Below are 26,562 nucleotides of genomic sequence, written 5' to 3' on the forward strand. Positions count from 1 at the left end.
CGCATCGCGCCGGGCATGCGCCCGGCCGGCTCCGGCGGCGCGCGTTCGCGCCGCGGCACCTTCATCAAATGGCTGCGCAAGGTGCACGGCTGGATCGGCCTGTGGGGCGCGGCGCTCGGCCTGCTGTTCGGCACGACGGGCTTCCTGCTGAATCATCGTGCGCCGCCGCTGCGCATCCAGACCGGCGCGCCGCGCGTCGAGACGTTGCGGCTCGGCGTGCCCGATCCGCGGCCCGCGTCACCGCGCGAGCTCGAGCAATGGCTGCGTGCGCAACCGGATCTGCATCTGCCCGAACGCATGGGCCGCGTGCAGAAGGAGCCCGCGCATCCGGTCGCATGGGGCGACCGCGAAACCGTGCAGCCCGAGCACTGGCAACTCGTGTTCGCGTCGCCGCATGAAAACGTCGCGGTCGACTACTGGGTCGGCAGCGACACGATGACGCTCAAGCGTATCGGTAACGGCACGCTCGCGTGGCTGACGAACCTGCACAAGGGCGTCGGGACGAGCATCGGCTGGGTGCTGCTCGTCGATACGCTCGCGGGCGCGCTGGTCCTGCTGTCGCTCACCGGCGTGCTGTTGTGGACGGAGCTGAACAAGCGCAAGACGATCGGCGTGGTGCTCGTGATCGGCTCGATCGTCGCGATCGTGTGTGCGGCCGGCGCATAAGCGCATAACGGCTGACGGTCAGACGCCGGCGTCGCGCGCGACCTGTACGGCCGTGCCGTAGCAGATGACTTCCGTGACGCCGGACCCGATCTCGGTCGAGTCGTAGCGCATCGCGACGATCGCGTTCGCGCCGAGCTTGCGCGCGTCGGCGAGCATCTTGTCGAACGCCTGCTGGCGCGCCTTCTCGCACAGCGACGTATAGAGCGTGATGTTGCCGCCGAAGATGGTTTGCAGCGCCGCGCCGAACGAGCCGACGATCGAGCGCGAACGCACGATGATGCCCTGTGCGACGCCGAGCGAGCGGACGATCGTGTGGCCGGGCAAATCGAATGCGCTCGTGACGTGCTCGGGCGAGAGGGCGTCGACGGAGCGGGAGAAATCGGTCATGGCGGAGCACCGTGGTGCGGAAGTGGTCGAACGACGATTCTATCCGGAACGGGAAACGTGCTCGACCGGGCGCGCATGACGCATGCGCGCCCGGTGCGACTCGCGCCGGCCGAGGCCGGTCAGCGCTTGACGGTCGTACTGCCGTCGCCGCCGAGATCGACCGCATACGCAAGCGCCAGCTTGCCGAACTTCAGCGCGTGGTTCGCCTGCCGGTCCGAATTCTCCAGCGTGTCGTTCACGGTATGGATATAGGGACTGTCGTTCTGGTCGGCCTCGAACGGGAACGACGCCGGATAGCCTTGCGCATGCCACGACGCGTGATCCGAGCACGCATAGCCGCATTGCGACGTGCCGATCGCGAGCTCGGGCAGGTAGGTCTTCGCGAGGTTCGTCAGGTAGGTGTTCTGCGCGGCGTTCGTGTAGTCGGTGATCAGGTAGATGTCTTTCGGATCGCCCTGGTAGTTCGTCATGTCGAGCTGCAGCACGCCGACCACGTTCGCGTTCTGCGTGCGGAACTGCTTCGCGATCGCCTTCGACCCGAGCAGGCCGGCTTCCTCGGCCGCGTAGCCGACGAACTTGATCGTCCGTTTCGGCCGGTAGCCGTTCGCGAGCAGCACGCGCAGCGCTTCGGTCAGGCTGGCGATGCCGGACGCATCGTCGTCGGCGCCGGGCGAGCGCGTGTTTTCCGTCGTGCGGCCGACCGTCGAATCGAGGTGGCCGCCCAGCACGATCGTGCCCGAGGCCGGATTGCTGCCGCGGATCGTCAGGATCACGGATTTTTGCGGAAAGCCCGCATGCGTGAACTGCTCGACGGCGATGTCGGTGCGCGAACCGGCCAGTTGCCGCCACTGCAGCGCGAGCCAGTCCGACGCGGCGACGCCGTGCGACGTCGTGTAGTAGCGGTTCGTGAAGCCGGACGGCGACGTGATCGTGCCGACGATGTTGCTGGCCTGCAGCTGCTGGATCCAGGCCTTGATCTGCGGCGCGTTCGATAGCTGGTAGGCGGGCACGGCCGCCTGTTTCGCGAGTGCTGCGGGTACCGGCTGCAAAGCCTGCCGTGCGTCGTCGAACGAGTCGTGCACGATGTAGCCGGGCCCGTGGCCGCGCGCATGGTGGACAGCATGGGCGAGTTCGCCGAGTCGTGAATCGTCGATCTCGACGATATGCACGGTTTCGCGGCGCACGGCGCCGTCGGCCGTCTTGCCGGCGTCGACCACCGTGCTGTACTGCGCGGTTGCGCTCGCATCGATGCGTTGAAGCTGGCGGAACGCGGTGTCGCCGAGCGTGATCCACACCGGCGTCGCGTGCGCGGCGGCGGTCAGCAGCATGACGCCAAGCGCGGCGCTCAGGCGGGTCAATGTCAGAGTAGGCATGTTCGATCTCGTGAGGATGGCGATGTCGAGGAAGAGGGGCGTCGCAGGTCATGCGACGCCCCCGCCTGCTGCGGAATTACGACTTCTGCGGCACGGTCACGCCGTACGTGCAGCTCTTGTTGTATGCATTGCCGATCGCCGTGAGTTGCGCGCTGCTGTAGCCGAGCGCGGCGGCGGCCGTCAGCACCGCCTGGGCGGCGGCCTTCTGGTTCGTCGAGCTGTTGGTCATCGACAGCCCTTTCAGGAAGGCCTTGTCCATCGCCTGCGCGCCGATCGCGTCGCGCGCGACGAGGTTGCACGACGCCCAGTACTGGCCGGCCGTGTGGATCTCGGCGCCGCGTGCCTGCGCGTAGGTGCGTCCGACGTTCCAGTTCGTCACGCGGCCGCCCCAGTATTCGTTGTGGCCGTCCCAGTTGTAGACCCAGTGATACTGCGCGTCGGACGGGCTCCATTGATTGAAGTCGCGGCTGTACGCGGCGGCGAGATAGTCGCCCGTGCCTTCCGACAGGCCTTCCTGCTGCGACAGGCCGCCGTTGGTCACCCAGTCGTGGATGCCGTGGCCGAGCTCGTGGATCACGACGTCCGCATCTTCCGCGTCGTCGACACCGCCCTGGCCGAAGGTCAGCCGGCCGCTGCTCGACGAGTACGACGAGTTGTCGTCGCCCGATTCGCCGTGCGGGTCGTACTGCACGCCGCCCGTGTACTGGTAAGGCAGCGCCTTGATGCCGAGCGTCTGGTTCACGTAACGGAGGAACGTGTCGATGTGGTAGTACGTGTTCACCGCCTCGAAATACAGGTTGCCGCGCGTGAACTCGAACGTCGGCGTCGCCTGCGCCGGACACGCGTTGTCGCGCGGCGCATCGAAGTCGACGCACGACGCATACGGGCCCGACAGCACGTAGCGCGAGTTCGACTGCGCGAGATCCTTCAGCGTCACGCGCACGCGCGCCGCCGTGAGCTGGGTGGAATCGGCGTCGTTGCCGTCCTTGTAGCCCGTGCTGCCGTAGCTGCTCTTCGTCGACGAAAGCGGATCGGGCCGGAATACGAAGCCGGTGCCGTCGGTCGCATAGAACGCCTTGTCCTCGGCGCGCAGCACTTCGCCGCTGTCCGCGTCGATCAACAGTTCCCAGTCGCCCTTCGGGCCGTCCTGCGGGCGGCCGCGTACCTTCCATGCGGTATGCGTGCCGGCCTTGTCGACGAACGCGACGCGCTGTGCGTCGAGGTTCGTGAAGCCGCTGACGCCGAGATACGCGCGGGCGCGGTCGAGCGCCTGCTGCTGGTCGACCGCCTGTGTCTTGCGCGCGGTGACGGCCACGCCGTTGATCGTGTTGCTCGCGACGTACAGGATGCGGCCGTCCTTCGCGACCGTCACCGCGATGTCGCTGCCGTACACGGGCAGTCCGGCCGCCTGCTGCTGGAAGTGCACGACGGTGAAGTCGACATCGCTGCGCTCCGACGTCACCGCGAGGCTCGCGAGCGCGGCCGGGTCGAGCCCGAGCTGCGTCGCCTGCGACGCGACGAAATCGCGCGCGGCGGCCGCGGGCGTGGCGGCCGCCTTGTTCGCGCGATAGGCGGGGTTGTACAGCGTGACGGCGACGCCGTCTGCGCGGAATTGCCCCGCGGCGGTATCGGCCTTGGCCGCGGCCGGTGCCACGCCGCGCGTCAGGCTTTCGCGCAGGCTCGACGCCTGCGGGTTCGCGACCTTGGTATCGGCCGCGCTGCCGCCGACGATGCCGAAACCGAGCGCGAGACCCAGGGCGAGCGGCAATGCTTTGCGTGATGTCTGCATGGGTGATCCTCATCTCAACGGTTGGACACGCCCGCGCGCTCGTGGCGAGCAGGCACGACACGGCTCGCGCGCCGGCTCGATGGAACCGGTGCGGCGAAGCGGTGCTGGGAGATTCGACTGACTGAGGATAACTAAGCGTCAGGTCGAAACGCATCGGAACGGAATGGCGGCGGGGAAGCGAACGGCAGGCAGGTGCGGCGACGGTGAGGCGAGCATCGTCATGTCATACCCCTCGGAATTGATATCGGTTTGGCAGCCTGCGTGGCGCGACATGCGTCGGGCCCGGGCTCTCATCTCCTTAGGGCTGCCTATCTAATTGCGAGGTATGTTACAGAATATTTTCGGCAACTTTGCAATTTATTTTCGAAGGCCGCTTCGGTCCGTCGATCAATCGGCGGCATTGTTGAGCGAATGGCGGGAAACGCTGCCGGCGCGTGCAATGGCGCGCCGGATTGTACGCAAAAGCGGCGCCGTTCAGCGCGTCGCGCGGCGGTCGCTGCGCGGGCTCACGCCGAAACGCGAGCGATACGTGCGCGAGAAATGAGACGGCGATTCGAAGCCGCACGCAACGCACACCGACGTAATGCTCATGTCGGTCTGCTGCAGCAGCTCGCGTGCGCGATCGAGGCGCAGGTTCAGGTAGAAGCGCGTCGGCGTGTCGTTCAGCGTCGCGCTGAACAGCCGTTCGAGCTGGCGCCGCGTGATCGCCACGTCCTGCGCGAGCGCATCGGAGCCGAGCGGAGTTTCCATGTGCCGCTGCATCGTGTCGATCACCTGGATCAGCTTGCGGTTGTGCACGCCATAGCGCGCGGCGATCTCGAGCCGCTGGCTGTCCGAGCGCTGCCGGATGCGGCTCACGACGAACTGTTCGGAGATGGCCGCCGCGAGATCGGCGCCATGCCGCCGGCCGATCAGGTCGAGCATCATGTCGATCGACGCGGTGCCGCCCGCGCAGGTGATGCGCCGGTCGTCGATCTCGAACAGTTCCTGCGTCGCGTTCAGGCCCGGGTAGCGCTCGCGGAACGCGGCGAGCGCTTCCCAGTGCAGCGTCAGCGTTTGCGATGCGTCGAACAGCCCGGCTTCCGCGAGCACGAAGCTGCCGGTGTCGATGCCGCCGAGCGTCGCGCCGTGCCGGTTCTGGCGGCGCAGCCAGTCCGCGAGCGCGCGGTCGTAGCATACGAGCGGATCGAAGCCGGCGACGACGAACACCGTCTCGACCTGCGCGACGTCCGCGTACGCGGCTTCGGCCGCGACAGGAATGCCGTTGCTCGCGGCGACGGGCGTGCCGTCCGCGCTGATCACGTGCCAGCGGTACAGCTCGGTGCGAAAGCGGTTCGCGACGCGCAGCGGTTCGACCGCCGACATGAAGCCGAGCGCGGAGAAGCCGGGCAGCAACAGGAAGTGGAAATCCTCTGGCATCGGGGCGTGGGGTGGAAGCGGGTGGTCGTCACGTACTGCGTGGGCGCGGCACGGCGAGCGGGCAGGCCCGCGCACGCCGCGCCCGGCCCGCGGAAGCCGGACGTTCAACGCACGATTATCGCGGTTTTTGCCGGCGCTCAGCGCGTTTTTGCGCCGCGCACCGTCCGGCGCGCCGTCGTCGAAGGCAGTTCGCCGAACTGGGCCCTGTACGCGTTCGCGAAATGCCCGAGGTGGATGAAGCCCCAGCGCGCGGCCGCTTCGCTGATCGGCAGGTCCGACTGCCGCGTGTCGAGCAGCAGGCGTCGCACCTGCGCGAGGCGCAGCGAGCGCGTGTAGTTCAGCGGACCGGTCTGCACGACCGACTGGAAGCTGTTCTGCATCGTGCGCCGGCTCACGCGCAGCTGCGTGCACAGGCTCAGGATGTCGACGGGCGCTTCCGGGTGCCCGATCACGTAGTCGTGCACGCGCCGCACGATGTCGGCGTGGCACGCATGCGTGAGGCGGTTCGACGGCTCGGGCATCCGGTAGGTCAGGAGATCGACGAGCACGTTGGCGACCTCGCCGCGCAACTCGGACTGCGCACGCGCCGCATCGAACGTGGCGGGTGCCGACAGCACGCGTTCGAGCAGTGTCGCGAACTGCAGGCTCGCGCGTTCGCGTGCGGCGACCGGCACGTCGACGACGCCGCGCCGCAGCGCGCGCTCGTCGACCCGGACGTCGGCGGCATCCTCGATCTGCTGCATCAGCTCGGCGTCGACGACCACGCCGATCAGCGACATGTCGTCGGGTGAATGCAGTTCGAACGGCGAGCCGCCGCGCGCCATCACGATCGTGCCGCGCTCGATGCGCGCATCGCCGAAGGCGAAGGTACCCGAGCCGGTGAGCGGCATTCCGAATACCGTATGGCCAGCCGGCAGGCGCCCGCGCTGGATGACGCGCACGTTCGCCGCTTCCTGGAACAACTGCACGCCGTCGAGCTCCACGTGCTTGACCGTGCTGCGATACGAGCCGCAGCCGATCTGGTCGTAACGCTGATCCCAGCCGCGCAGCGCCTCGGCATGCCGGTCTGCGTCGTCGAACATCTGGTGAAACACGAGCACGGCGCCTCCGGCGGTCGTTCGGACCGCGCAAGATTAAACCGACCGGGCGGTCGGTGCAATACGGATGAGCGCTATTCCGGCAGGGGTTCTGGCGGGGTCGGATGGGGTGCGCCGCAGGTGGCTTTCAGGCGGTTTTCCAATATCCCGAATCGGCACGCACGCGTTGCCGGTCCGGGTGCTGAACCGATTTATTGTCGAACTACAGTCGCCCCACATTACCTGAATCCCAACTGGAGGCGACATGAGAACAAGGCGACGCACCGCGGCTTTCGCGGCGACGCTGGCGTTCGCGGCGGCGTGGGCCGGCAGCGCGGACGCGACGGAAAAGCCCGAGGAACTGGTCGTGCAGAAGATGCCGCCGTGGCATCCGCACGCGGTGTACGTCGTGGACATCGCGATGCCGACGATGACCGACGGGCGCATCTTCGTGTACGACGCCGACGCGAAGAAGCTGCTCGGCCAGATCGACGGCGGCTTCGCGCCCGGCCTCGCGATTTCGCCCGACCACAAGACGAGCTTCATTGCGACGACCTATTTCTCGCGCGGCTCGCACGGCACGCGCACCGACGTCGTCGAGATGACCGACAACACGACGCTCGATCACACCGGAGAGATCGTGATTCCGGCGAAGCACGGGCAGCACGTGCCGTCGCCGTACAACACCGCGTTCAGCGCGGACGGCAAGCGGCTGTACGTCGCGAACATCACGCCGGCCGCGTCGGTGACGGTGATCGACGCGGTGTCGAAGCAGGTGCTGTCCGAGATCGACACCGCGGCATGCGTGCTTGCGTATCCGTCGGGGAACGACCGCTTCACCGCGCTGTGCGAAAGCGGCAAGGCGCTCACGGTCACGCTCGACGCGAACGGCAAGGAGGTGAAGCGCACGATGTCCGATGCATTCATCGACGTCGACAACGATCCGGCTTTCATCAACGCGTCGCGCTACCAGGGCGGCTACCTGTTCACGACGTATCACGGCAACGTGCGCAGCGCCGATTTCGGCGGCGCCAGGCCCGCGTTCGGCAAGTCGTGGTCGCTGCTGACCGACGCCGAGCGCGCCGAAGGCTGGCGCCCGGGCGGCATGCAGCAGACGGCCGTGCAGGTCACGCAGAACCGCTACTACGTGCTGATGCACAAGGGTGGTGACGGCACGCACAAGGATCCCGGCACGCAGGTGTGGATCTACGACCTGAAGACGAAACAGCGCGTCGCGCGCTGGGATCTCGCGCAGCAGAAGGTCGATCCGCTCGTGTCGATCCAGGTCAGCGAGGACGACAAGCCGCTGTTCTACGGGCTGACGGGCACGTCCGATCTCGTCGTGATGGACGCGCACAGCGGCAAGCTGCAGCACGTCGAGAAGCAGATCGGCAGTACGCCGACGCTGCTCGTGAACCCGTGAGGTCGCGATGACGCTCGATCCCGTACTCGCCACCAGCGCGCAGGCCGGCGCGGCCGTCGTCGTGTTGCTCGGCGCCTTCGCGAAGATGCGCCGGCCGGCCGCGTTCCGCCAGGCGCTCGCCGGCTATCGCCTGCTGCCCGATGCGCTCACCGCGCCCGCCGCGTTCGCGATTCCGCTCGCCGAAGCCGTCTGCGCCTCGGCGTTGCTGTTTCCCGATACACGCATGACCGGCGCGCTCGGCCTGATCGCATTGCTGCTCGTGTTCGCGGCCGGCATGACGATCAACATCCTGCGCGGCCACACCGACATCGACTGCGGCTGTTCCGGTATTGCCGCGGCCGCGCGCACGGATGCGCCGCGCGGCATCGGCTGGCTGCATGTCGCGCGCGTGCTGCTGCTCGTCGTGCTGGCCGCAACCGCGCTCGTCGAGCCGGGCAGCCGCGCGGTCGTGTGGTTCGACTACCTGACGCTGTTCTCTTCCGTGCTGCTGATCGTCTGCGCGCTGCTCACCGTCGACGTGCTGCTCGCCAACGTACCGCGCCTTTCCCACCTGAGGAATTCATGATGCAAACCGCTCTCACCGTTTCCACCGCCTTGCTGTGGGTCGCCGTGCTCGCGCTCGGCGCGATCTGCCTCGCGCTCGTGCGCCAGATCGGCATCCTGTACGAACGCATCATGCCGGCCGGCGCACTGATGATCGACAAGGGGCCGGCGGTCGGCGCGATCGCGCCCGCCTTCGAGCTGACCGACATTCGCGGCTCGCAGGTGAAGGTCGGCGGCATCGACGCAGCGGGCAAGGCGACGCTGCTGTTCTTCCTGTCGCCGACGTGCCCGGTCTGCAAGAAGCTGCTGCCGCTGTTGCCGTCGCTGCAGGCGAGCGAGTCGACGCCGGTGAACATCGTGCTCGCGAGCGACGGCGATCCCGACGAACACGCGCGCTTCGCGCAGAAGCACGACCTCGCGCGCTTCCCGTACGTGCTGTCGCAGGAGCTCGGCCTTGCGTACCAGATCGGCAAGCTGCCGTACGCGGTGCTGCTCGACGACGCCGGCACCGTGCGCGCGAAGGGGCTCGTCAATACGCGCGAGCATCTCGAGAGCCTGTTCGAAGCGAAAGAGCGTGGCGTCGCATCGCTGCAGCAGTTCGTGCACGGCGATCACGACCACGACGGCCATCAAGAGCACGCGCAGCACGCGTGATCGGCCGACCTTCCTTCAACGTCAACGGAGAACAACGGAATGGGCCTGTTTGATTCATGGTTCGAACGGTCGGCGCGTGGCGTCGCGCAGCATAGTTCGCGGCGCAGCGCGATGGCGAAGCTCGGCAAGGTGCTGGTGGGATCGGCGATGCTGCCGCTGTTGCCCGTCGATCGAACCGCGTATGCGGCCGACGCGGCCTCGGGTGCATCGGCGGCGTCCGGTGCCGCCGCATCGGGCGCGAGCGACGATCCGATGAGCTGCGACTACTGGAAATACTGCGCGATCGACGGCTGGCTGTGCAGCTGCTGCGGTGGTACGTCGAGCAGCTGCCCGCCGGGCACCACACCGTCGCCGATCACGTGGATCGGCACCTGCCGCAATCCGCACGACGGTTCGGACTACATCGTGTCGTACAACGACTGCTGCGGCAAGACGTCTTGCGGCAAGTGCTTCTGCAACCGCAACGAGCGCGAGAAGCCGCTGTACAAGCTGTCGCTGAACAACGACATCAACTGGTGCATGGCGAACGGTAATTCGAATTACCACTGTTCGGTTTCGGTCCTGCTGGGAGCGGCAAAGCAATGAAAGTGAAGCAAGCTGGAAAGATCGTGGCCGCGTGCGTGGCGGCTGCCGCCGGGTTTCTGATGCTGCCGGACGAGGCCGGTGCGCAGCAGGCCGTTCATTACCCGGCGGGCAAGAGCCTGTTCGACGCGCAGTGCGCGGTGTGCCACCAGGCGGGCGGCAAGGGGCAGGACGGCCTCGCGCCGCCGCTGACCGAGTATCCGGGCAAGTACGCGACGGCCGACGCGGGCCGCGCGCAACTCGTCGCGACGCTGTTGCACGGGATGTTCGGCGAGATCGAGGTGCACGAAAAGCGTTACAACTTCAAGATGCCGTCGTTCGCGAGCGCGAGCGATGACGACATCGCGAACGTGCTCAACTACGTCGTGTTCGATCTCAACGACCGGCACGGCGACGCGAAGCCGTTCACGGCAGCCGACATTCGCGCGGCGCGGGCGAAGGAGATGGACGGCACGGCCGTTCACGCGCAGCGTGCGATCGTGACGAAGGGGCTGGGGCTGTGAATGCGGCCGGCATTCGGCGTCGCGGCGGGCGTACGGCGGCGTTGCGGATCGGCTCGTTCGTGACACGCCGTCTGTCTTCGGCGCTGGTGATTGCTGTCGCGACATGTGCGATTGCAGCTCCCGCGCATGCCGACGGCGCGGCCGACGCCACGCTCGCGCGGCAGCACTGGGTCCTCAACTGCATGGGCTGCCACACGGCGACGGGCGGCGGCATTCCGGGCAAGGTGCCGCCGCTCGCGAACTCGCTCGGCTATTTCACGCATCTGCCGGCCGGGCGCGAATATGTGATGCGCGTGCCCGGCGCGTCGAACTCGGCGCTGTCGGACCAGGATCTCGCCGACGTACTGAACTGGGTGCTCACGACGATGAATCGCGATGCGCTGCCGCGCGATTTCAAGCCTTATACGGCTGACGAAATCGCCGCGCGTCGACGGCCCGCGTTTTCCGATGTCGCGACGGTGCGTGCGAGGCTCGTGCGCGAATTGCACGAGCGCGGGATCGACGGTGTGTCCGAGCGCTATTGATTGGCGACGACGGGGCGACGCAGCATGTCGCGGCGCTTCGGTCGCGAACACCGGATTGGCAGCGCGCGGGTTCCGCGCTACGCTCGTCGTCATTGGCCGGCGCAGGCGCCAGGCGGATCGAACGGAGGTTCAAATGGCAATCGAATACTTCGCAGAAAGCAACCCCGTCACGCGAAACCTGCCTCGATCGTTGGCGACCAAAGCCGGCGATCTGGTATTCGTATCCGGTCAGGTGGCGAGAAACGAAGACGGCAGCATCGTTGCCGGCGGGATCGAAGCGCAGACACGTCAGACGTTGAAGAACGTCGCACACGTACTCGCGCTGGCAGGATGCACGCTCGGCGACGTCGTGAAAACCACCGTCTGGCTCGAAGACGCGCGCGACTTCGCCGAATTCAATCGCGTCTATGCGGAGTTCTTCCCCGAGAACAAGCCGTCACGCTCGACGTTGCAGGCGACGAACATGGTCGGCACCAGGATCGAGATCGAGGCGATCGCGTGCAAGCCCTGAGTGCCATCGCGCCACGTCGATGCGGCCGCGTGCCGCTTCAGTGCGGCGGCGACAGCCGTTTGAAGCGGCTCCACAGCTGCTTCAACGTCTGATGATCGGCCGCGGCGCGCGCGGCCAGAAAGCCGCGAGCAAAGCCCGCACCCGGCGCGGCGTCGGGTGACGTGCGAGGCAGCGCTTTCAGAAACTGCTCGGCGACCACGGCATCGTTACGCCAGCCCAGATCATCCTGAAGTTCGGACAGCGCGTCGACGTACGAGCGGACGGCTTGCTTGCGGCACAGCGACGCGAAAAATTCGGTGGCGTACCGGACTTTCTTCGCCGCGATGCGCGCACGGTGACGCCGGTGATCGTCGAGATCGGCCAGCCTCTTGCCGCGTTTGATCAGTTTCCGGTGCCGGCGACGCAGAACTTCGTGAGCAAACGGACTCGCCGGCTGCATGATGGCATCGCGCCGTTCGTCAGGCATCCCGTCCCGCCAGCCCTTTCGGTTCACCCATGACGCGAGCTGTAACGCGAGCCGCGTGTAGCGAACCGATCCGACTGCGGAAGCCGCGCGCTGGCGATTGAGGGCGGCAATGCGCTTGCAGGCGTTCCGCACTGGACGGATCTCGTCCGGATTGCCGTTCGTGCCGGCATGGTCGAGCGTCGCTCCGGCAAGTACTTCCCAGTCGCGCGCGGCGCCGAGCTCGCCGGCGATCCAGCGCAGTTCGTCGTCAAGGCCGGGATACGCGGGAATCACTTTCGCGAACAGGTCGAGCGCCGAACGCAGGCGACGCAGCCCCACCCGCATCTGATGCACGCTCGACGGATCATGGCCGGACTCGACACCGCGTTCGTTGGCGCGGATCTGGTCCAGGCAGTTGCGCACGATCCGGCAGAACGCGTCTTCGATCGAATCGCGCTTCTTCAACTGCACCGGTCGCGCCTTGACGGCCGGCTGGTGCTCGGCGACGAGCAGCCCGTACCCGAGATCGGCCTTGCTCTCGTGATCGATGCGCAATGGCGCGATGTCGAGCAATTCCAGTGCGATGCCGTACAGGTTTTCGGGGCGGCCGCGTTTCAGTTCCAGTTCGATCGCGGCGATCGGGACCGACTTCGAATCCGCGTCGACCGTCCCCTTGTCGAGCGCGACCTCGACTTCGTCGCCGGAAGGCAGGCGCAGCGGTAGAACCCGCCGCTTGATCCGCGTGACGAACACGGGCTGAAGATCCGGTGCCGTGGCCTGGTCGCGAACCAGGCGGCCACACTCGGTGTCATCGGGGAGCGTGTCCCGCAGCCGTGTCAGATCGGGGACGTCGCCGTCGACGGGCGTCTCGAATTCGTCCCGCTCGAACAGGCCGGCCCGGGCCGATCCTTCCAGTTTCAACGTCTGGACTCTGTGGTTGCCGGCCGCACGCACCCGCAGGGAAGCCGCGCACCGGTGAAATGCGAGCGTGGCAGTGTCGAAGTACGTGCTCGTCAGCTGTTGAGTCGCACCGGCGCCGTTGGACGGCGCAAGCAACGGCGCGTGGCGCAACTTGTCGAGGTTCTTTGCGGAAACCCGCAGCTTCAGCTCTCGTTCCATACCGCCTCCGATATGTTGCCGACCATCAGTTCCCCGCCGATCCCCGGGAGTCTTCCCAGTCGTGCCACTCGATTCGATGCATGTCCACATAACGGCTTACCGCTGCGCCGATCGTCGGAAAGAAGTTGTCGTCGCCGAACATGCTGTACATGCCGTAATGTTTGAGGCTGTCCTTGACGGGGCCTTTCAGCTCCGCGAAGACCAGCTTGACCTGCCGCGCGGCAAGTTCAAGATGCAGCCGTTCGAGGACATCGGCAGCCGTGAGGTCGATGTCGGTCACGGGCTCCGCCGCGATGACGATCCAGCGTGCCGGCTCCGGCGATTCATCGACCGCGCGCAACACCCGTTCCCGAAAGATTTCGCCATTCGCGAAAAAGAGCGGCGCATCCCAGCGCAGCAGCACGAGCCCGGGCACGCGCCGCGCGTCCGGATGGCGCGACACGTCGTGATAGCCCTTCGTGCCGTCGACCCGCCCGAGCACGGCATCGTAAGGCCGCCACGCGCGCCATAGAAACGACAGCACGGTGAGCAGCAGTGCCAGCGCAATGCCGTTCACGACCCCGACGGCTGCAACGCCGACGAAGCACGCCACCGCCTGCACGAACTCGCTTTTGCGGAGCCGATAAAGCCGCACGACGCCGCGCACCTCGATCATGTTCACGCATGCCGCGATCACGACGGCGGCCAGCGCGGATTGTGGCGTGTGCGCAAGCGCGCGCGGCGCGAACAGCAGCAGTGCGGCAACGACCGCGGCAGCCACCACGCCCGTCGCCTGCGTCTTCGCGCCCGCCGCTTCCGCGACGGGCGTGCGTGAGCCGCTCGCGCTCACCGCGAACCCTTGCATCAGGCCGGCGGCGAGGTTCGACAGCCCGAGCGCGATGCATTCGTGATTCCGGTCCACGCTGGTGTCGTTGCGCAGTTCGTAGGTGCGGGACAGCACGCTGATATCCGTGAACGAAACGAGCGCGATCGCCGCTGCGCTGCCCGCGAGATGCAGCCAGTCGTCGAAGCTCACGTCGGGGATGCGCGGCACCGGCAGGCCTTGCGGGACCGCACCGACGGTTGCAACGCCGGCGCGCGTCGACAGATCGAACCACATCACCACCGCCGTCGCGCCCGCCACGGCGAGCAGCACACCCGGCATCCTGGGCCAGAGCCGTTTGCACGCGAGTATCAGCGCGAGCGCGGCGACACCGAGTGCGAACGACGTTGCGTTCACCTTCGATGCCGCGATGCCGGCGACCACGTCGCGCACCTGCTCGATGAACGATTCGCCGTTGCCCTTGTAGCCGAGGAGCTTGGGCAATTGTCCGATGCTGATCGTCAGCATGATGCCGTTCAGAAAACCGTACCGGATGGGTAGCGACAGCAGCTCGGTGACGAATCCGAGCCTGAGCACCCCGACCGCGATGCAGATCGCGCCCGCGAGTATCGCGAGCGCGCCGGCAAGGGCCAGCGCATGCGCGGCATCGCCGTGAGCAAGCGGCGTGATGCTTGCGGCAATCAGCGCAACCAGCGCGGAGTCGGGGCCGAGCACGAGGATGCGGCTGGGGCCGAAGAGCGCGTACGCGAGCATCGCGGCAAGCGACGCATAGAGCCCGTTGACGGCGGGCAGGCCCGCTGCGTTCGCGTACGCCATGCCGGCGGGCACGAGCACGGCACTGAGCGTGACGCCGGCAAGCAGATCGTGCGGCAGCCAATGCAATCGATACGTGCGCGCCGCGGCGAGTCCGTTGATCCACCGCAGCAGGCCGGCATCGGGCTTGCGGGGCGGGCGGGCCGTGTGCTGGTGGGCACGGCTTTTGATGTTCATCGCAGGACGTCAGGGAACCCGGGCGGAATCGTTCGTTACGTCCGCCGGTATCGTTAAAGATTATGTTCCCGTGCCCTCGGAGCGCAAGCCCGGTTTCACGATGTTGCGTTTCGACGCGTCGGCCTGACGGTCCGGCTACTTCGCCGAATGCCGGTCCGATCCCGGCTGGCGATGGCCGAAGTGATCGGCGGTGCGATTGAATCGCCCGGCGGGAGCGGAGTCGTCCCCCGTTGTCCGCTACTTGGTCGCGCGATCGCTCGCCTCGCCGAACGAAGCCCGAACTTCGTTCGCCGTCCGGGCGGGCGCCTGCAGATGCGGAAAGTGGCCCAGTTCCGGAAGAATCGAAATGTTCACCCCGTTTCGGTCCGCGTACTCGATGCCCATTTCCTTCTTGATATAGATGTCCTTCCCGCCCCACACAACCTTAACGGGGACTTTCAGCTTTGCCATATTGGCTTCGAAGTAGTCCTGATCCCGGGTGAAGCATGCGTAGTAGTGGAAAAAGGCGTCGGCCGCGGTCAAGTCACCGTCCCATCCCTTCGCCACGTCGTCCATGAATTCCTCGGGCAACGTGTAGCGCTCGTCATCCTCCATGCCCCGGAAGAACGTGTTTGCGAGGATTTCGTCGCGATTCCTGTTCATGGCGGCGCGCACGATATCCGATGAAGGCTTCGACTTCAGGCCTTGCAGGCTTTCGTACATATATTGCGGCCGGTTGAACGGGGCAAAGTCGCCAACGATGATTTCCCGCGCGATATCCGGTTGTTCCAACGCTGCCAGCAGCGCCGGAAGCGCACCGATATCCGTCGCATAAATCAACAGTCTCGAACCATCGATGCCCGACGTACGGATGTAGTCTCGCAGCACACGGGCATAGTCGCTCGGCGCGTACGAAAAGCGATCGGCGCGCGGACGCGACGATTGCCCGTAGCCTGGCCAGTCGAACGCATGCACCTCGTAGTCGGAGGACAGTGATTCGGCAATCGGCTTCCACGCATACATCGTCTCGGGGAAGCCGTGCAGGAACAGCACGATGCCCTTCGATCGTGCGGGGCGGTAGACCATGCGGCGCAGCGTGATGTCGGCATCGACCTGCACGTCGCCGACATCGACCGTGGGTTCCGGCGACGATGGCGCCGGCACGGTCGGGCACGTTGAAGAACCCGCAGCGGCGGCGGGAGAGGCGGGTGTTTTCGTTACGGGTCGAGTCATGATCGAGGATCTCGTTCGGTGCGACATCGCGCGGCACACGGTGCGCTTCGCTGTTTCGAAAGATGGCGGGGTGCAGGGGTTTCTACTGAGCCGCCGGAGGATTCAAGAGCTTGCTCAATGGCTTGAGCGGGCCGATCGGGAGCAGCGTGAACGTCATGAGGTGAGCCTTCCCCAACGGGAGTCGTTCCAGCATTTCATGCGCTTCACCCGTGTCCGTCACGTTCAGGACGAACGCGACCGCGGGCCGGTCCTGCAGGGAATACCACTGATCGATCTTGCCCGCGAGATACAGCTGTGTCGTCTCGCGGACTTCGGTCGGAAGAATGGTCTGGACGTGCTGCATGTCCGTGCCGGGAGGAAACGTACCGATCGCCAGTATCTTCGTGATGGGCGTGGTCGGCAACGCAGCGGAATGTGCCATGGAGACTCCTGCGAAAGCGAGCAGCAAGCAAGCTGCCGTCAAATCAAGAAGAAGGCGTTTCATCCTGCGGCCCCGGGCCCGGTGGCGGGACGGCTGCCGCATTGAGCGCGGCGGCTTCCCGTTCCGATAGATAACACGCGCGAAAGCGCTCGTCCACGCGCTCGCGCATCAATTGCGAGAAGAGTAGTGCGGCATCGAGCGGTCGATGATTGATGACGACGGAATCCGTATCGCCTTGCTCGTTCATATGGGCGACGACCACCGTCTCGATCGGCACGCCATTGATACGTGAACGATAGGATTCCAGATAAAGTTCGTTGCCGATCATGCCTTTGTAAGCATGCTGCTGGAACTCGTAGAGCGAGACCGCGTGCTTGATCACCGAGAGAATGTCGGCTCGCCCGTCGATCGGGCGCTTCAGCACGGTGGCTTCCAGCGTCGCGTTTTCGGCCAGGCGCGCCAGCCACCGCGGTGGACCGTCGGCTGGTGCCATCATCGGGGCCGTGTCGTTGAATTTCATGGCGGTTACTCCTTGCACGCGTTGCGCGTGACACCTGCGTTTGCGGCATCGAGCGCTGCCGCGAGCGCAACGCGTGCCTTTTCTCGGCGCCGTCGCGCAAGGCGCTCGGCGCCCGCGTCGCGCTCCGGTTCGCCCGCGAGCAGCGCGTGGATATCGGGCAGCGTCCAGATCGCGCCGCGCGTTCCCCACGCACCGTCCGGTATCTCGGTCGGAAAGATCCAGACGCGCGGTGCGACATCGTCGAACGGCCGGCCTTCCGCGCGTGCCACGGCTTCCGTGACGCGTCGGACGAGCGAGCGGCGCGATTCGTCGGTGTATTGCCCTTCGGGAACCGAAGGAATGATCCGGTAGCGCACCGTATCGGTACGTTCGCCGCCGATGTAGATCGCGGCCGGCCGGTGCAGATGGAATACGGTCACGCGCTGAACGACCGGGCTCGCGGGATCGTACCCTTCTGCTTCGATGAGGATATCGGTCAGTTCCCTGATGAGGCGGGCTTCAGCATCGGGCGTCAGTGCGTGGTCGGGCCACATCGCATCGATCATCGGCATGGGATGCTCCTGTTTTCGGTTGATCGGATGGCGCCATCGTCGCGGTTTACGCGGGCGCAGGAAAGTGGCAGCATCGCCACTATTCAAGGAAATTCGGACACGCAATGGCGATCATCCGCATCTGGGTCTATGACGGAATCCTGGCGTCCGGCGTCGCGGGCCCGGTCGATGTCTTCAGCGCTGCAAATCAGTTTCATGCGCGCCGGGCGGAACCGGGCGCGTCGTCCGCGCCGTTGTTCGCATGGCGCGTGGAGTCGCTCGACGGGCAACCGGTGAAGGCGGCGTCAGGTCAGATCATTCCGGTCGACGGCAAGATCGACCCGCGCAAACGAGCCGACGCCGTGCTGCTGACGGCGCCTTTCTTTTCGCGGATCGACGAGTTCCTCGGGCATCGCGAGCAGTTGAGCGAACTGACTTCCGCACTGCGGCGTCAACACAAGGCAGGCGCGATGCTCGCCGCGTATTGCACGGCGAATTACCTGCTTGCCGAGGCGGGCCTGCTGGATGGCCGCGTCGCGACGACGCACTGGGCGAGAGCAGCGGATTTCGCGCGCCGCTATCCGCGTGTCGAAGTCCGCGCGAACGAGCTGCTGCTCGCGCAAGACGGGATCATCTCGGGCGGCTCCGTCACGTCCTATCTGAACCTCGCCGTGCATCTCGTCGAAGCCTGCGCCGGCGGAGAACTCGCGACGATGACCGCGAAGGCGCTGTTGATCGACATGAACCGGACGTCGCAGGCCTCCTTTGCCACGCTTCTCGACGAACACGGGCATACCGACACGCTCGTGGCGCGCGCTCAGCAGCGGATGGAAGCGACATTGCAGCAAGGATTCCGGCTCGGCGATCTGGCGGCATCGCTTGCCGTCAGCGAACGTACGCTCAATCGTCGCTTCAAGGAAGCGGTCGGCCTCGCGCCGTTGACGTATCTGCAGAATCTGCGGGTCGAGGTTGCGAAACGTCTGCTGGAAACACGGCCGATCGGGCTCGAGGACGTGAGTCAGCGCGTCGGTTACAGCGATGTCAGTACGTTCCGGCAACTGTTCAAGCGCAAGACGGGGTTGTCGCCGAGCGAATATCAAGTGCAGTTCTCGCGTGCTGCGGCAAAGAGCGTGCAAGCCGAACCACGCGATCGGCGCGATTGAGCGTCGCGACGTCGCGTTGCCGATCGCAATGGAATCGCGCCGCTCCTGGTGCTCCATTTGTATCCCGAAGTATCTGCAACAGACGCGGATACGTACGCATACACATCGCCGACTTTCCGACAAGAACGGGATACGTTCGCCTGCTCCAATGCGCCAGTCGCGAGCGGAGTGCCGCACCGCGCATTGTCCAAGGAGTGTGTCATGAAAGTCGTCAAGGCCGCCGCTGTCCAGTTCAGCCCGGTGCTCTACAGTCGTGAAGCCACCGTCGCCAAGGTCGTGGAGAAGATCCACGACCTTGGCCGGCAAGGTGTGCAATTCGCCACTTTTCCCGAAACGGTCGTCCCCTATTACCCGTATTTCGCGGCCGTTCAGACGGGCATCGAACTGCTGTCCGGTACCGAGCATCTTCGGCTGCTGGAACAGGCCGTCACCGTGCCGTCCGCCGCGACCGATGCGATCGGCGAAGCAGCACGCAAGGCCGGCATGGTCGTGTCCATCGGCGTCAACGAGCGCGACGGCGGCACGCTGTACAACGCGCAATTGCTGTTCGACGCGGACGGGCAACTGATCCAGCGCCGTCGCAAGATCACGCCGACGCACTTCGAGCGCATGGTTTGGGGGCAGGGCGACGGATCGGGGCTGCGGGCGGTCGACAGCGCCGTCGGCCGTATCGGGCAGCTCGCGTGTTTCGAGCACAACAATCCGCTCGCGCGCTACGCGATGATCGCCGACGGCGAGCAGATTCATTCGGCGATGTATCCGGGTTCGGCCTTCGGGGAAGGCTTCGCGCAGCGCATGGAGATCAACATCCGGCAGCATGCGCTCGAGTCCGGCGCGTTCGTCGTCAATGCAACGGCGTGGCTGGATGCCGACCAGCAGGCGCAAATCATGAAGGACACCGGCTGCGCGATCGGCCCGATCTCGGGCGGCTGCTTCACGACGATCGTGTCGCCCGACGGCATGTTGATGGCCGAGCCGCTTCGATCGGGCGAGGGCGAGGTCATCGTCGATCTGGACTTCTCGCTGATCGACCGTCGCAAGATGCTGATGGACGCGGCCGGTCACTATAACCGCTCGGAATTGCTGAGCCTGATGATCGACCGTACGCCGACCGCGCATGTTCACGAACGCGTCGCGCAGCCGGTGGCCGGATATGACGCGGGCGCGGACGATTGGCGTGCCGCGGCTGCGTGATGCGCGGGCTTGCCCGGCCGTTGCCGAACATTCGGCTTGCCGATCGGGGCCGGCAGTCGTCGCATGAACGCGCATTTTCTTGATCGCAACATGTGCATATGCATGTAAGGGTGCGATGAAATCTTTCCTTGAAAGGTGTGTGATATGAAAACGAACGCTGCCGATGATCGGCCGCTCCTGATGTCGGGCGCCGAAAGCGCGCCTGCCGGTGCCGGTCGCAACGTGACGACGTCGTTGTCGCGCCGGCGCTTTGTCGGTATCGCGGCCGCCGCACTGGCGGCCGGCTCGCTGAGCCGCCTGGCGCTCGCGCAGACCAGCCCGGCAATCGGCACCGCGGAACCCGCACGCGGCGACAGATCGGCGATCCGGCCATTCCGGGTGCATGTGCCCGACGCGCAGCTCGCCGACATGCGGCAGCGCATCAACGCGACGCGTTGGCCGGACCGCGAGACCGTGGCCGACGAGTCGCAGGGCATTCAGCTTGCGACCATTCAGGCGCTCGCGCGGTATTGGGCGAGCGACTACGACTGGCGCAAGTGCGAAGCGACGCTGAATGCGTACCCGCAATTCGTGACCGAAATCGATGGCCTCGACATCCACTTCATCCATGTGCGTTCGAAGCACGAGAATGCGATGCCGTTGATCGTGACCCACGGCTGGCCCGGCTCGATCATCGAGCAGTTCAAGATCATCGCGCCGCTCGTCGATCCGACTGCGTACGGCGCGCCGGCGTCGGATGCGTTCCATCTCGTGATTCCGTCGCTGCCCGGCTATGGTTTTTCGGCGCGACCCACGACGACGGGATGGGGGCCGGAGCGCACGGCGCGCGCATGGGTGACGCTGATGAAACGGCTCGGCTACGCGCGCTTTGCTTCGCAGGGCGGGGACCTCGGCGGCATCGTCACGAACATCATGGCGAAACAGGCGCCGCCTGAGTTGATGGGCATTCATGTGAATTTCCCGGCGTCCGTGCCGGCGGAAATTCTGAAGTCGCTGACGGCCGGCGATCCCGCACCTGCCGGCTTGTCGGACGAAGAGCGGCACGCATATGAACAGCTGAGCGCCAATTTCAAGAGGAAGCGCGGTTACGCGATTGAAATGGGTACGCGCCCGCAGACGTTGTACGGACTCGCCGATTCGCCCGTCGCGCTGGCTTCGTGGCTGCTCGACCACGGAGACGGTTACGGCCAGCCGGCGGCAGCGCTGAGCGCGGCCGTGCAGGGTCGCCCGGTCAACGGCCACTCGGCCGGCGCGCTGACACGGGACGACGTGCTCGACGACATCACGCTTTACTGGCTCACGAACACGGGCGTCTCGGCGGCGCGTTTCTACTGGGAATCGCATGCGAACTTCTTCCTAGCGGCCGACGTCGGCGTGCCGGCGGCGGTGAGCGCGTTTCCGGGGGAAAACTACCAGGCGCCGCGGAGCTGGACCGAGAGGGCTTATCACAATCTGATTTACTTCAACAAACCGGCAACAGGCGGGCACTTCGCGGCATGGGAAGAACCGATGATCTTCGCGAATGAAGTGCGTGCCGGGTTGAGACCGTTGCGCGCGTGACGGGCGACGCGCTCCGCCTCGTTTGCGGCGGAGCGCGTCGACAACGGCGCGGTAGCGTGCATCGATGCGGTCTCGCCGGCTTGTCCGAAATTCAACGGAAGATGGCGATATTGCCTCTTTCGCCGGCTGCGCCTGTGTCCGATCATCCGGCCACTTTTCGTTGCGGAATCCAGAACATGACGGCCAATGCCCACCTCGCGACCGACCTGCTGTTTGCCTATGCAATCTATTTCGTCGGTACCGCGAGCCCCGGACCGAGCAATCTCGCCATCATGTCCATCGCGGCGAATCACGGCCGAAAGGCGGCATTGACGTTCTCGCTTGGCGTCCTGTCGAGTTCGATGTTGTGGGCGAGTGTGGCCGTGCTGGGCGTATCGGCTGCGCTGATCGCGTATGCCCCGTTCATCGTCGCGATCAGGATTTTCGGCGGACTGTATCTCTTGTGGCTTGCATTCAAGTCGGCGCGCAATGCGCTCGGACGGGTGCCGCCCGCCGTATCCGAAACGGCGCGAACGCCGACGTTGACCAGCATCTATTGCCGCGGTGCGATGCTTCATCTCATCAATCCGAAGGCGATCCTCGTGTGGGTTTCGATCGTTGCGCTGTCGTCCGGCGGCACCCGGCAGTCACAAGGTGCACTGGTCGTGGGTTGTGCGGCCATTGGGTGCGGCGTGTTCGCCGGTTATGCATGGCTGTTTTCCATGGAGCCGGTTCGAAGGATCTACATGCGAACCCACAAGGCACTGGACGGGTGTCTGGCCGTCGTATTCGGGGTCGCTGGGATCAGGTTGCTGGCATCGCGTCCATAGCGCGGCTACCCGTCGCGCGCACGACACCGGATGTGCCGTGCATGAGACAAGCGCCGAAATTTCCAACGAGCGGACAGCTTTCGTTAGAATCGTTCGTCTATCAGAGAAAAGCAGCGTTGCATCGGCGCAGCGGCATCCGCTCATGAACACCGCTCGCGCTCATCCCATGTCCTTTACCGGAGGCGAACGTGCCAGGATTACTTCCCGATGTCGACCGCGACGGGCTTCTCGAATACTCGGTCGTGTACACCGACCGGTCGATCAATCACATGTCGCAGCGCTTCCAGGGCGTGATGCGCGACATTTCCGCTGCGCTGAAGAAGGTCTACAACGCGAAGGCGGTCGCAATCGTCCCGGGCAGCGGGACGTTCGGCATGGAAGCCGTGGCCCGGCAGTTCGCGACGAACAGGAAGTGCCTCGTCATCCGCAACGGCTGGTTCAGTTTCCGCTGGTCGCAGATTTTCGACATGGGCAGCATTCCGTCCGAGTCGATCGTGCTGAAGGCGCGTCCGGTCGAAGCGGGCAGACAGGCCGCCTTTGCGCCGGCGCCGATCGATGAAGTCGTTGCGGCGATTCGCGAGCACAAGCCGGATCTGGTGTTCGCGCCGCACGTCGAAACCGCGTCGGGGATGATGCTGCCCGATGCGTATCTGCGTGCGGTCGCCGACGCCGTGCATGCGGTCGGCGGCATGTTCGTGCTCGATTGCATCGCGTCCGGCACGATCTGGGTCGACATGGAGGCGAGCGGTGTCGACGTGCTGATCAGCGCACCGCAAAAGGGCTGGAGCGCGTCGCCCGGCTGTGCGCTGGTGATGCTCGGTGCGCTCGCCCGCGAGCGCATCGATGCGACGACGAGCACCAGTTTCGCGTGCGATCTGCGCAAGTGGCTGCAGATCATGGAAGCGTACGAAAACGGCGGGTTCGCGTATCACGCGACGATGCCCACGGACAGCCTCGCGACGCTGCGCGACGTGATCAAGGAAACGGACGCGTACGGCTTCGACAAGGTGAGGGCGGAACAACTGGAGCTCGGCACGCGGATTCGTGCGTTGCTCGCCGAGAAGGGGTTCCGGAGTGTCGCGGCCGAAGGCTTCGAGGCACCGGGCGTCGTCGTCTGTTATACCGATGACGACGATATCCGGTCCGGCAAGAAATTCGCCGATGTCGGCATGCAGATCGCGGCCGGCGTGCCGTTGCAATGCGATGAGCCGGCGGATTTCAAGACTTTCCGGATCGGCTTGTTCGGGCTGGACAAGCTGAATGATGTCGATGCGGCGGTTGCGCGGTTCGCGAGTGCGCTGGAGCGGGTGCTGTAGCGCGTTCTGTAGCGCGTCGCCGATCCAGGCATGAATTGCGGCGCATGACGTGACGAGATCGATCCGATCACGGGTCACCGATGCGCCGCGTTTTCCGAATGCCGCCGCGATTGTCCGGCGCGGTCGGCACATAGTCATTTGCGTGACCGTTCGGCTCCGTTCACGACATTCAGCCGGTCCAGGTGCCTACGTTGATGCACGGGGACGCGTTGCTGGTTCCTGCCTCAATGCTTCGGCGATATCCAATGCTGCTTTTTGCAGCTCGGGCACATAGCGGCGAGTGGCATCTTCGAGACTTACCGCGCGCGACAGGAAGACGACATTGAGACTGGCGATCACGCGTTCGTCCGCGCTGATCGCGACTGCCACCGCGCCGATTTTCGCCTGCGCGGTCCAGTCGCCGTGATTCGATCCGAAACCATCCTCGCGCACACGCCGGATCAGCTTGCGCACGAGCGTATCGTTTCTCGCGAGCGCCTGTTGTTCTTCACCGCCCGCGCCGGAGCGCAACAGGTCCAGAATATCCTCGCGCTCCTCATCGGGGCACATGGCGAAGTAGGCGCGGCCCGCAGCCGTCAGCAACATCGGCAAACGCCGCCCTACCATCGCGCGATGAAACGACAGCCGGCTGAAGCGGTGCGTCGTCTCGCGGATGATCATCGCGTCGCCATCGGGCGTGGTCAGATCGGATGGCCACGCGACGCGCTGCAGCAGCTGCCCCATGATCGGCGGCGCCACGGTGGCGATGCGCTCGGTATCGGTGAAGCCTTCGCTCAAGGAACGCACGGCGAGCGTCAGGCGGAAGCTGTCGTCCGATGTGCTGCGGCGCACGAATCCTTCCTCCATCAACGTTTCGAGCAGGCGGCGCACCGTAGTGCGATGCAGGCCGGTCAGATCGGCGATCTGCTGACTCGTCGCGCGTCCGTTTTCCATCGCATTCAGAGCCCGCAGTACCTGGAGGCCGCGCGCCAGTCCGCGCACGTTCGTGTAGGTCGTCACGGAAAAATCCCATTGAAATCAATAATGTGCATTCTATGCACATTCCGGAGATTTTGTTGAGGGTGTTTTCCGCCGTCCATAAACTGCGCTCATAAGCTGAACGATCGAGAGCCAGGCGCTTCGTCGGTTCAGCACATCGGACAAGCCCAGTCAGGAGACAAGCATGCGCCCCGCCTTTGAACCGGCGGCCGGCAACGGCCGCGCTCATCCTCACGAAACGACACATCGTTCGATCGACGCAGATGTCGCCATCATCGGCGCGGGCCCGGTCGGCCTGATGATCGCGAACATTCTCGGCCTGCAGGGCGTGCGCGTCGTCGTTATCGAGAAGCTCGCGCAGATCATCGACTATCCGCGCGCCATCGGCCTCGACGACGAAGCACTGCGCGTATTCCAGTCGGTCGGCCTTGTCGACGAGCTGCTGCCGCACACCACGCCGAATCACTGGATGCGCTTCACGCTGAAAGGGAAGTGCTTCGCGTCGATCGAGCCGCGCACCGACGAGTTCGGCTGGCCACGCCGCAATGCCTTCATCCAGCCGCTCGCCGATCAGATTCTGTACCGCGGTCTCGGGCGTTTCGGGAATGTATCGACGCTGCTTGGCCACAGCGTCGACAGCTTCGCGCAGGACGAGAGCGGGGTGACCCTCGACGTGACAGACGCGAACGGTGCGAAGACAACGATTCGCGCCGCGTACATGGTCGGCGCGGACGGCGGCAACAGTTTTGTGCGCCGCGCGCTCGACGTGCCGTTCGAAGGCCGCACGAAGCCGAATCAATGGATCGTGATCGACGTGCGCAACGACCCGATCGGCTCTCCGCATGTCTATCTGCATTGCGACGCGCGGCGTCCCTACGTTTCGGCGGCGCTGCCGCACGGCATCCGGCGCTTCGAATTCATGGTGATGCCGGGCGAGACGGAGGAGGAACTGTCGAAGCCGGAGAACATGGCGGCGTTGGTGCGCGGGGTCGTCGACGATCCTGACAAGGTCGACTACATTCGCCGGCGGGTCTATACGCACAACGCGCGGCTCGCGAGCACGTTCCGCGTCAAGCGCATCCTGCTCGCGGGGGACGCAGCGCACATCATGCCGGTGTGGCAGGGGCAGGGCTACAACAGCGGCATTCGCGACGCGAGCAATCTCGGCTGGAAGCTTGCGATGGTCGTGAAAGGCACCGCGCACGACGCGCTGCTCGGTACCTACACGACGGAGCGGCGTGCCCATGCGCGCTCGATGATCCACCTGTCGGAAGTCGCGGGCGATATCTTCGCGCCGACGAGCTTCTTCGGATCGAAAGTGCGTGACGCGTTCGTGCGCTGCTTCGATGTGCTGCCCTCCATGAAGCGCTATTTCGTCGAGATGCGCTTCAAGCCGATGCCGCGCTATGAAGAGGGCGTCGTGCTTCTGGCGCGACGCACGCGGTCCGAAGGGCTGCTCTCGCGCATGATCGCGAAGCGCGGACACGGCGCGTTCGGCAGGCTGGTCGGTTTGATGAGCGAGAAACGTGAATCGCTGATCGGGCGGATGGTGCACGGCCGCGATGCGCAGGCTGGCACTCCTGTGGGTCGCATGTTCATCCAGCCACGCGTGCGTCTGGTGGATGGCAGCATCGTCCGGCTCGACGATGCGATCGGCAACCGCTTCGCGATCGTGGGGTGGGGCACGGACCCGACCTTCGGCCTGACTCCCGAGGCACGCCGCATCTGGAACGCGCTTGGGGGGTGTTTCGTGATCGCGAAGCCCGACCCGCAGCTCGCTTTCCACGACGACGTGCCCGACGACGTGATCGCCGTTGGCGATGTCGACTCACGCCTGCGCGACTGGTTCGCGCGCGTGCCCGAATCGGTCGTGCTGTTGCGGCCCGACCGCTTCGTGGCCGGCATGTGCTCGCCGCAATGTGTATCGGGTTGCGTGTCGCAGCTTGCGCAACGGCTGTCGCTTGTGATGGCAACGGGCGCGACGGCCAATGGCGCGACGTTCGCGCACGCCGCCGACCTGGTAGGGGCCTGA

At 65.5% G+C, this 26,562-nt stretch carries 26 protein-coding genes; 14 read left to right on the plus strand and 12 right to left on the minus strand.

All coding sequences use genetic code 11. The features are described from left to right. Positions 1 to 15: 15 nt before the first annotated feature. Entirely contained in the window at positions 16 to 666 is a 651-nt protein-coding gene (locus DID98_RS15820; RefSeq protein ID WP_409333441.1) for a PepSY-associated TM helix domain-containing protein, read from the plus strand. A gap of 18 nt (positions 667 to 684) precedes the next feature. Here DID98_RS15820 and DID98_RS15825 read toward each other — a convergent pair whose 3' ends face one another. The 5 genes from DID98_RS15825 to DID98_RS15845 form a co-directional block, all read right to left on the minus strand. After that, on the minus strand, positions 685 to 1,053 hold the full coding sequence (locus DID98_RS15825) for a YbjQ family protein (RefSeq protein ID WP_124485163.1): 369 nt from the start codon (positions 1,051 to 1,053) through the stop codon (positions 685 to 687). A 119-nt stretch (positions 1,054 to 1,172) separates the two neighbouring features. Then, positions 1,173 to 2,426: a M20/M25/M40 family metallo-hydrolase gene (locus DID98_RS15830; protein WP_124521502.1), complete on the minus strand. Its 1,254-nt coding sequence runs from the start codon at positions 2,424 to 2,426 to the stop codon at positions 1,173 to 1,175. A gap of 76 nt (positions 2,427 to 2,502) precedes the next feature. Continuing rightward, positions 2,503 to 4,215 (minus strand): M36 family metallopeptidase, encoded by a 1,713-nt coding sequence (locus DID98_RS15835; RefSeq protein WP_124521504.1) that lies wholly within the window; start codon positions 4,213 to 4,215, stop codon positions 2,503 to 2,505. 474 nt (positions 4,216 to 4,689) lie between these two features. After that, a complete protein-coding gene (locus DID98_RS15840) occupies positions 4,690 to 5,634 on the minus strand; it encodes a GlxA family transcriptional regulator (RefSeq protein ID WP_044847758.1) in 945 nt (314 codons plus the stop codon). 137 nt (positions 5,635 to 5,771) lie between these two features. Then, a complete protein-coding gene (locus DID98_RS15845) occupies positions 5,772 to 6,734 on the minus strand; it encodes a helix-turn-helix domain-containing protein (RefSeq protein ID WP_124521506.1) in 963 nt (320 codons plus the stop codon). A 241-nt stretch (positions 6,735 to 6,975) separates the two neighbouring features. Between DID98_RS15845 and DID98_RS15850 the strand changes: the two genes are divergently transcribed. The 7 genes from DID98_RS15850 to DID98_RS15880 all read left to right on the plus strand — a co-directional run bounded on the left by DID98_RS15850 (position 6,976) and on the right by DID98_RS15880 (position 11,450). Next, complete coding sequence (locus DID98_RS15850; RefSeq protein WP_124521508.1) at positions 6,976 to 8,133, plus strand: amine dehydrogenase large subunit; 1,158 nt, start codon at positions 6,976 to 6,978, stop codon at positions 8,131 to 8,133. Between the two features lie 7 nt (positions 8,134 to 8,140). After that, complete coding sequence (locus tag DID98_RS15855) at positions 8,141 to 8,698, plus strand: MauE/DoxX family redox-associated membrane protein (protein WP_124521510.1); 558 nt, start codon at positions 8,141 to 8,143, stop codon at positions 8,696 to 8,698. Then, entirely contained in the window at positions 8,695 to 9,330 is a 636-nt protein-coding gene (mauD, locus tag DID98_RS15860; RefSeq protein WP_124521512.1) for a methylamine dehydrogenase accessory protein MauD, read from the plus strand. Before DID98_RS15855 ends, mauD begins: the two co-directional genes overlap by 4 nt. A 39-nt stretch (positions 9,331 to 9,369) precedes the next feature. Continuing rightward, complete coding sequence (locus DID98_RS15865) at positions 9,370 to 9,915, plus strand: methylamine dehydrogenase light chain (protein ID WP_044847763.1); 546 nt, start codon at positions 9,370 to 9,372, stop codon at positions 9,913 to 9,915. Continuing rightward, entirely contained in the window at positions 9,912 to 10,415 is a 504-nt protein-coding gene (locus DID98_RS15870; protein ID WP_124521514.1) for a cytochrome c, read from the plus strand. Before DID98_RS15865 ends, DID98_RS15870 begins: the two co-directional genes overlap by 4 nt. Before the next feature lie 41 nt (positions 10,416 to 10,456). Beyond that, entirely contained in the window at positions 10,457 to 10,939 is a 483-nt protein-coding gene (locus DID98_RS15875; protein WP_185500327.1) for a cytochrome c, read from the plus strand. A gap of 133 nt (positions 10,940 to 11,072) precedes the next feature. Beyond that, positions 11,073 to 11,450, plus strand: a complete 378-nt coding sequence (locus DID98_RS15880) for a RidA family protein (protein ID WP_044847766.1) — start codon at positions 11,073 to 11,075, stop codon at positions 11,448 to 11,450. Between the two features lie 37 nt (positions 11,451 to 11,487). Here DID98_RS15880 and DID98_RS15885 read toward each other — a convergent pair whose 3' ends face one another. From DID98_RS15885 to DID98_RS15910, 6 genes are all read right to left on the minus strand, one after another. Beyond that, positions 11,488 to 13,014 carry a CYTH and CHAD domain-containing protein gene (locus DID98_RS15885; RefSeq protein WP_124521517.1) on the minus strand — a complete coding sequence of 509 codons (1,527 nt, stop codon included), beginning with the start codon at positions 13,012 to 13,014 and terminating at the stop codon, positions 11,488 to 11,490. Between the two features lie 25 nt (positions 13,015 to 13,039). Then, the gene (locus tag DID98_RS15890; RefSeq protein WP_124521519.1) at positions 13,040 to 14,827 is read right to left on the minus strand and encodes a SulP family inorganic anion transporter; all 1,788 of its coding nucleotides are present in this window, start codon (positions 14,825 to 14,827) and stop codon (positions 13,040 to 13,042) included. A 237-nt stretch (positions 14,828 to 15,064) separates the two neighbouring features. Beyond that, a complete protein-coding gene (locus DID98_RS15895; protein ID WP_124521521.1) occupies positions 15,065 to 16,039 on the minus strand; it encodes an alpha/beta fold hydrolase in 975 nt (324 codons plus the stop codon). An 82-nt stretch (positions 16,040 to 16,121) separates the two neighbouring features. Continuing rightward, positions 16,122 to 16,460 (minus strand): muconolactone Delta-isomerase family protein, encoded by a 339-nt coding sequence (locus DID98_RS15900; RefSeq protein ID WP_124521523.1) that lies wholly within the window; start codon positions 16,458 to 16,460, stop codon positions 16,122 to 16,124. A 43-nt stretch (positions 16,461 to 16,503) separates the two neighbouring features. Continuing rightward, positions 16,504 to 16,980: a hypothetical protein gene (locus DID98_RS15905; protein ID WP_124521525.1), complete on the minus strand. Its 477-nt coding sequence runs from the start codon at positions 16,978 to 16,980 to the stop codon at positions 16,504 to 16,506. Positions 16,981 to 16,985: 5 nt separating this feature from the next. Further along, positions 16,986 to 17,531: a tautomerase family protein gene (locus DID98_RS15910; RefSeq protein ID WP_124521806.1), complete on the minus strand. Its 546-nt coding sequence runs from the start codon at positions 17,529 to 17,531 to the stop codon at positions 16,986 to 16,988. Between the two features lie 104 nt (positions 17,532 to 17,635). Here DID98_RS15910 and DID98_RS15915 point away from each other — a divergent pair, with 104 nt between their 5' ends. From DID98_RS15915 to DID98_RS15935, 5 genes are all read left to right on the plus strand, one after another. Continuing rightward, positions 17,636 to 18,673 (plus strand): GlxA family transcriptional regulator, encoded by a 1,038-nt coding sequence (locus tag DID98_RS15915; protein WP_044847771.1) that lies wholly within the window; start codon positions 17,636 to 17,638, stop codon positions 18,671 to 18,673. Positions 18,674 to 18,874: 201 nt separating this feature from the next. Next, a complete protein-coding gene (locus tag DID98_RS15920) occupies positions 18,875 to 19,867 on the plus strand; it encodes a carbon-nitrogen hydrolase family protein (protein ID WP_044847772.1) in 993 nt (330 codons plus the stop codon). Between the two features lie 180 nt (positions 19,868 to 20,047). Continuing rightward, positions 20,048 to 21,427: an epoxide hydrolase family protein gene (locus DID98_RS15925; RefSeq protein WP_124521562.1), complete on the plus strand. Its 1,380-nt coding sequence runs from the start codon at positions 20,048 to 20,050 to the stop codon at positions 21,425 to 21,427. Between the two features lie 176 nt (positions 21,428 to 21,603). Continuing rightward, complete coding sequence (locus DID98_RS15930) at positions 21,604 to 22,236, plus strand: LysE family translocator (RefSeq protein WP_124521529.1); 633 nt, start codon at positions 21,604 to 21,606, stop codon at positions 22,234 to 22,236. A 188-nt stretch (positions 22,237 to 22,424) separates the two neighbouring features. After that, complete coding sequence (locus DID98_RS15935; RefSeq protein WP_124521531.1) at positions 22,425 to 23,552, plus strand: aminotransferase class V-fold PLP-dependent enzyme; 1,128 nt, start codon at positions 22,425 to 22,427, stop codon at positions 23,550 to 23,552. Positions 23,553 to 23,738: 186 nt separating this feature from the next. Here DID98_RS15935 and DID98_RS15940 read toward each other — a convergent pair whose 3' ends face one another. Beyond that, on the minus strand, positions 23,739 to 24,551 hold the full coding sequence (locus tag DID98_RS15940) for a DNA-binding transcriptional regulator (protein WP_124521533.1): 813 nt from the start codon (positions 24,549 to 24,551) through the stop codon (positions 23,739 to 23,741). Between the two features lie 163 nt (positions 24,552 to 24,714). Here DID98_RS15940 and DID98_RS15945 point away from each other — a divergent pair, with 163 nt between their 5' ends. Next, the gene (locus DID98_RS15945) at positions 24,715 to 26,562 is read left to right on the plus strand and encodes a bifunctional 3-(3-hydroxy-phenyl)propionate/3-hydroxycinnamic acid hydroxylase (protein WP_124521535.1); all 1,848 of its coding nucleotides are present in this window, start codon (positions 24,715 to 24,717) and stop codon (positions 26,560 to 26,562) included.

The organism is Burkholderia sp. Bp8984, from assembly GCF_003853755.1.
Lineage (GTDB): Bacteria > Pseudomonadota > Gammaproteobacteria > Burkholderiales > Burkholderiaceae > Burkholderia.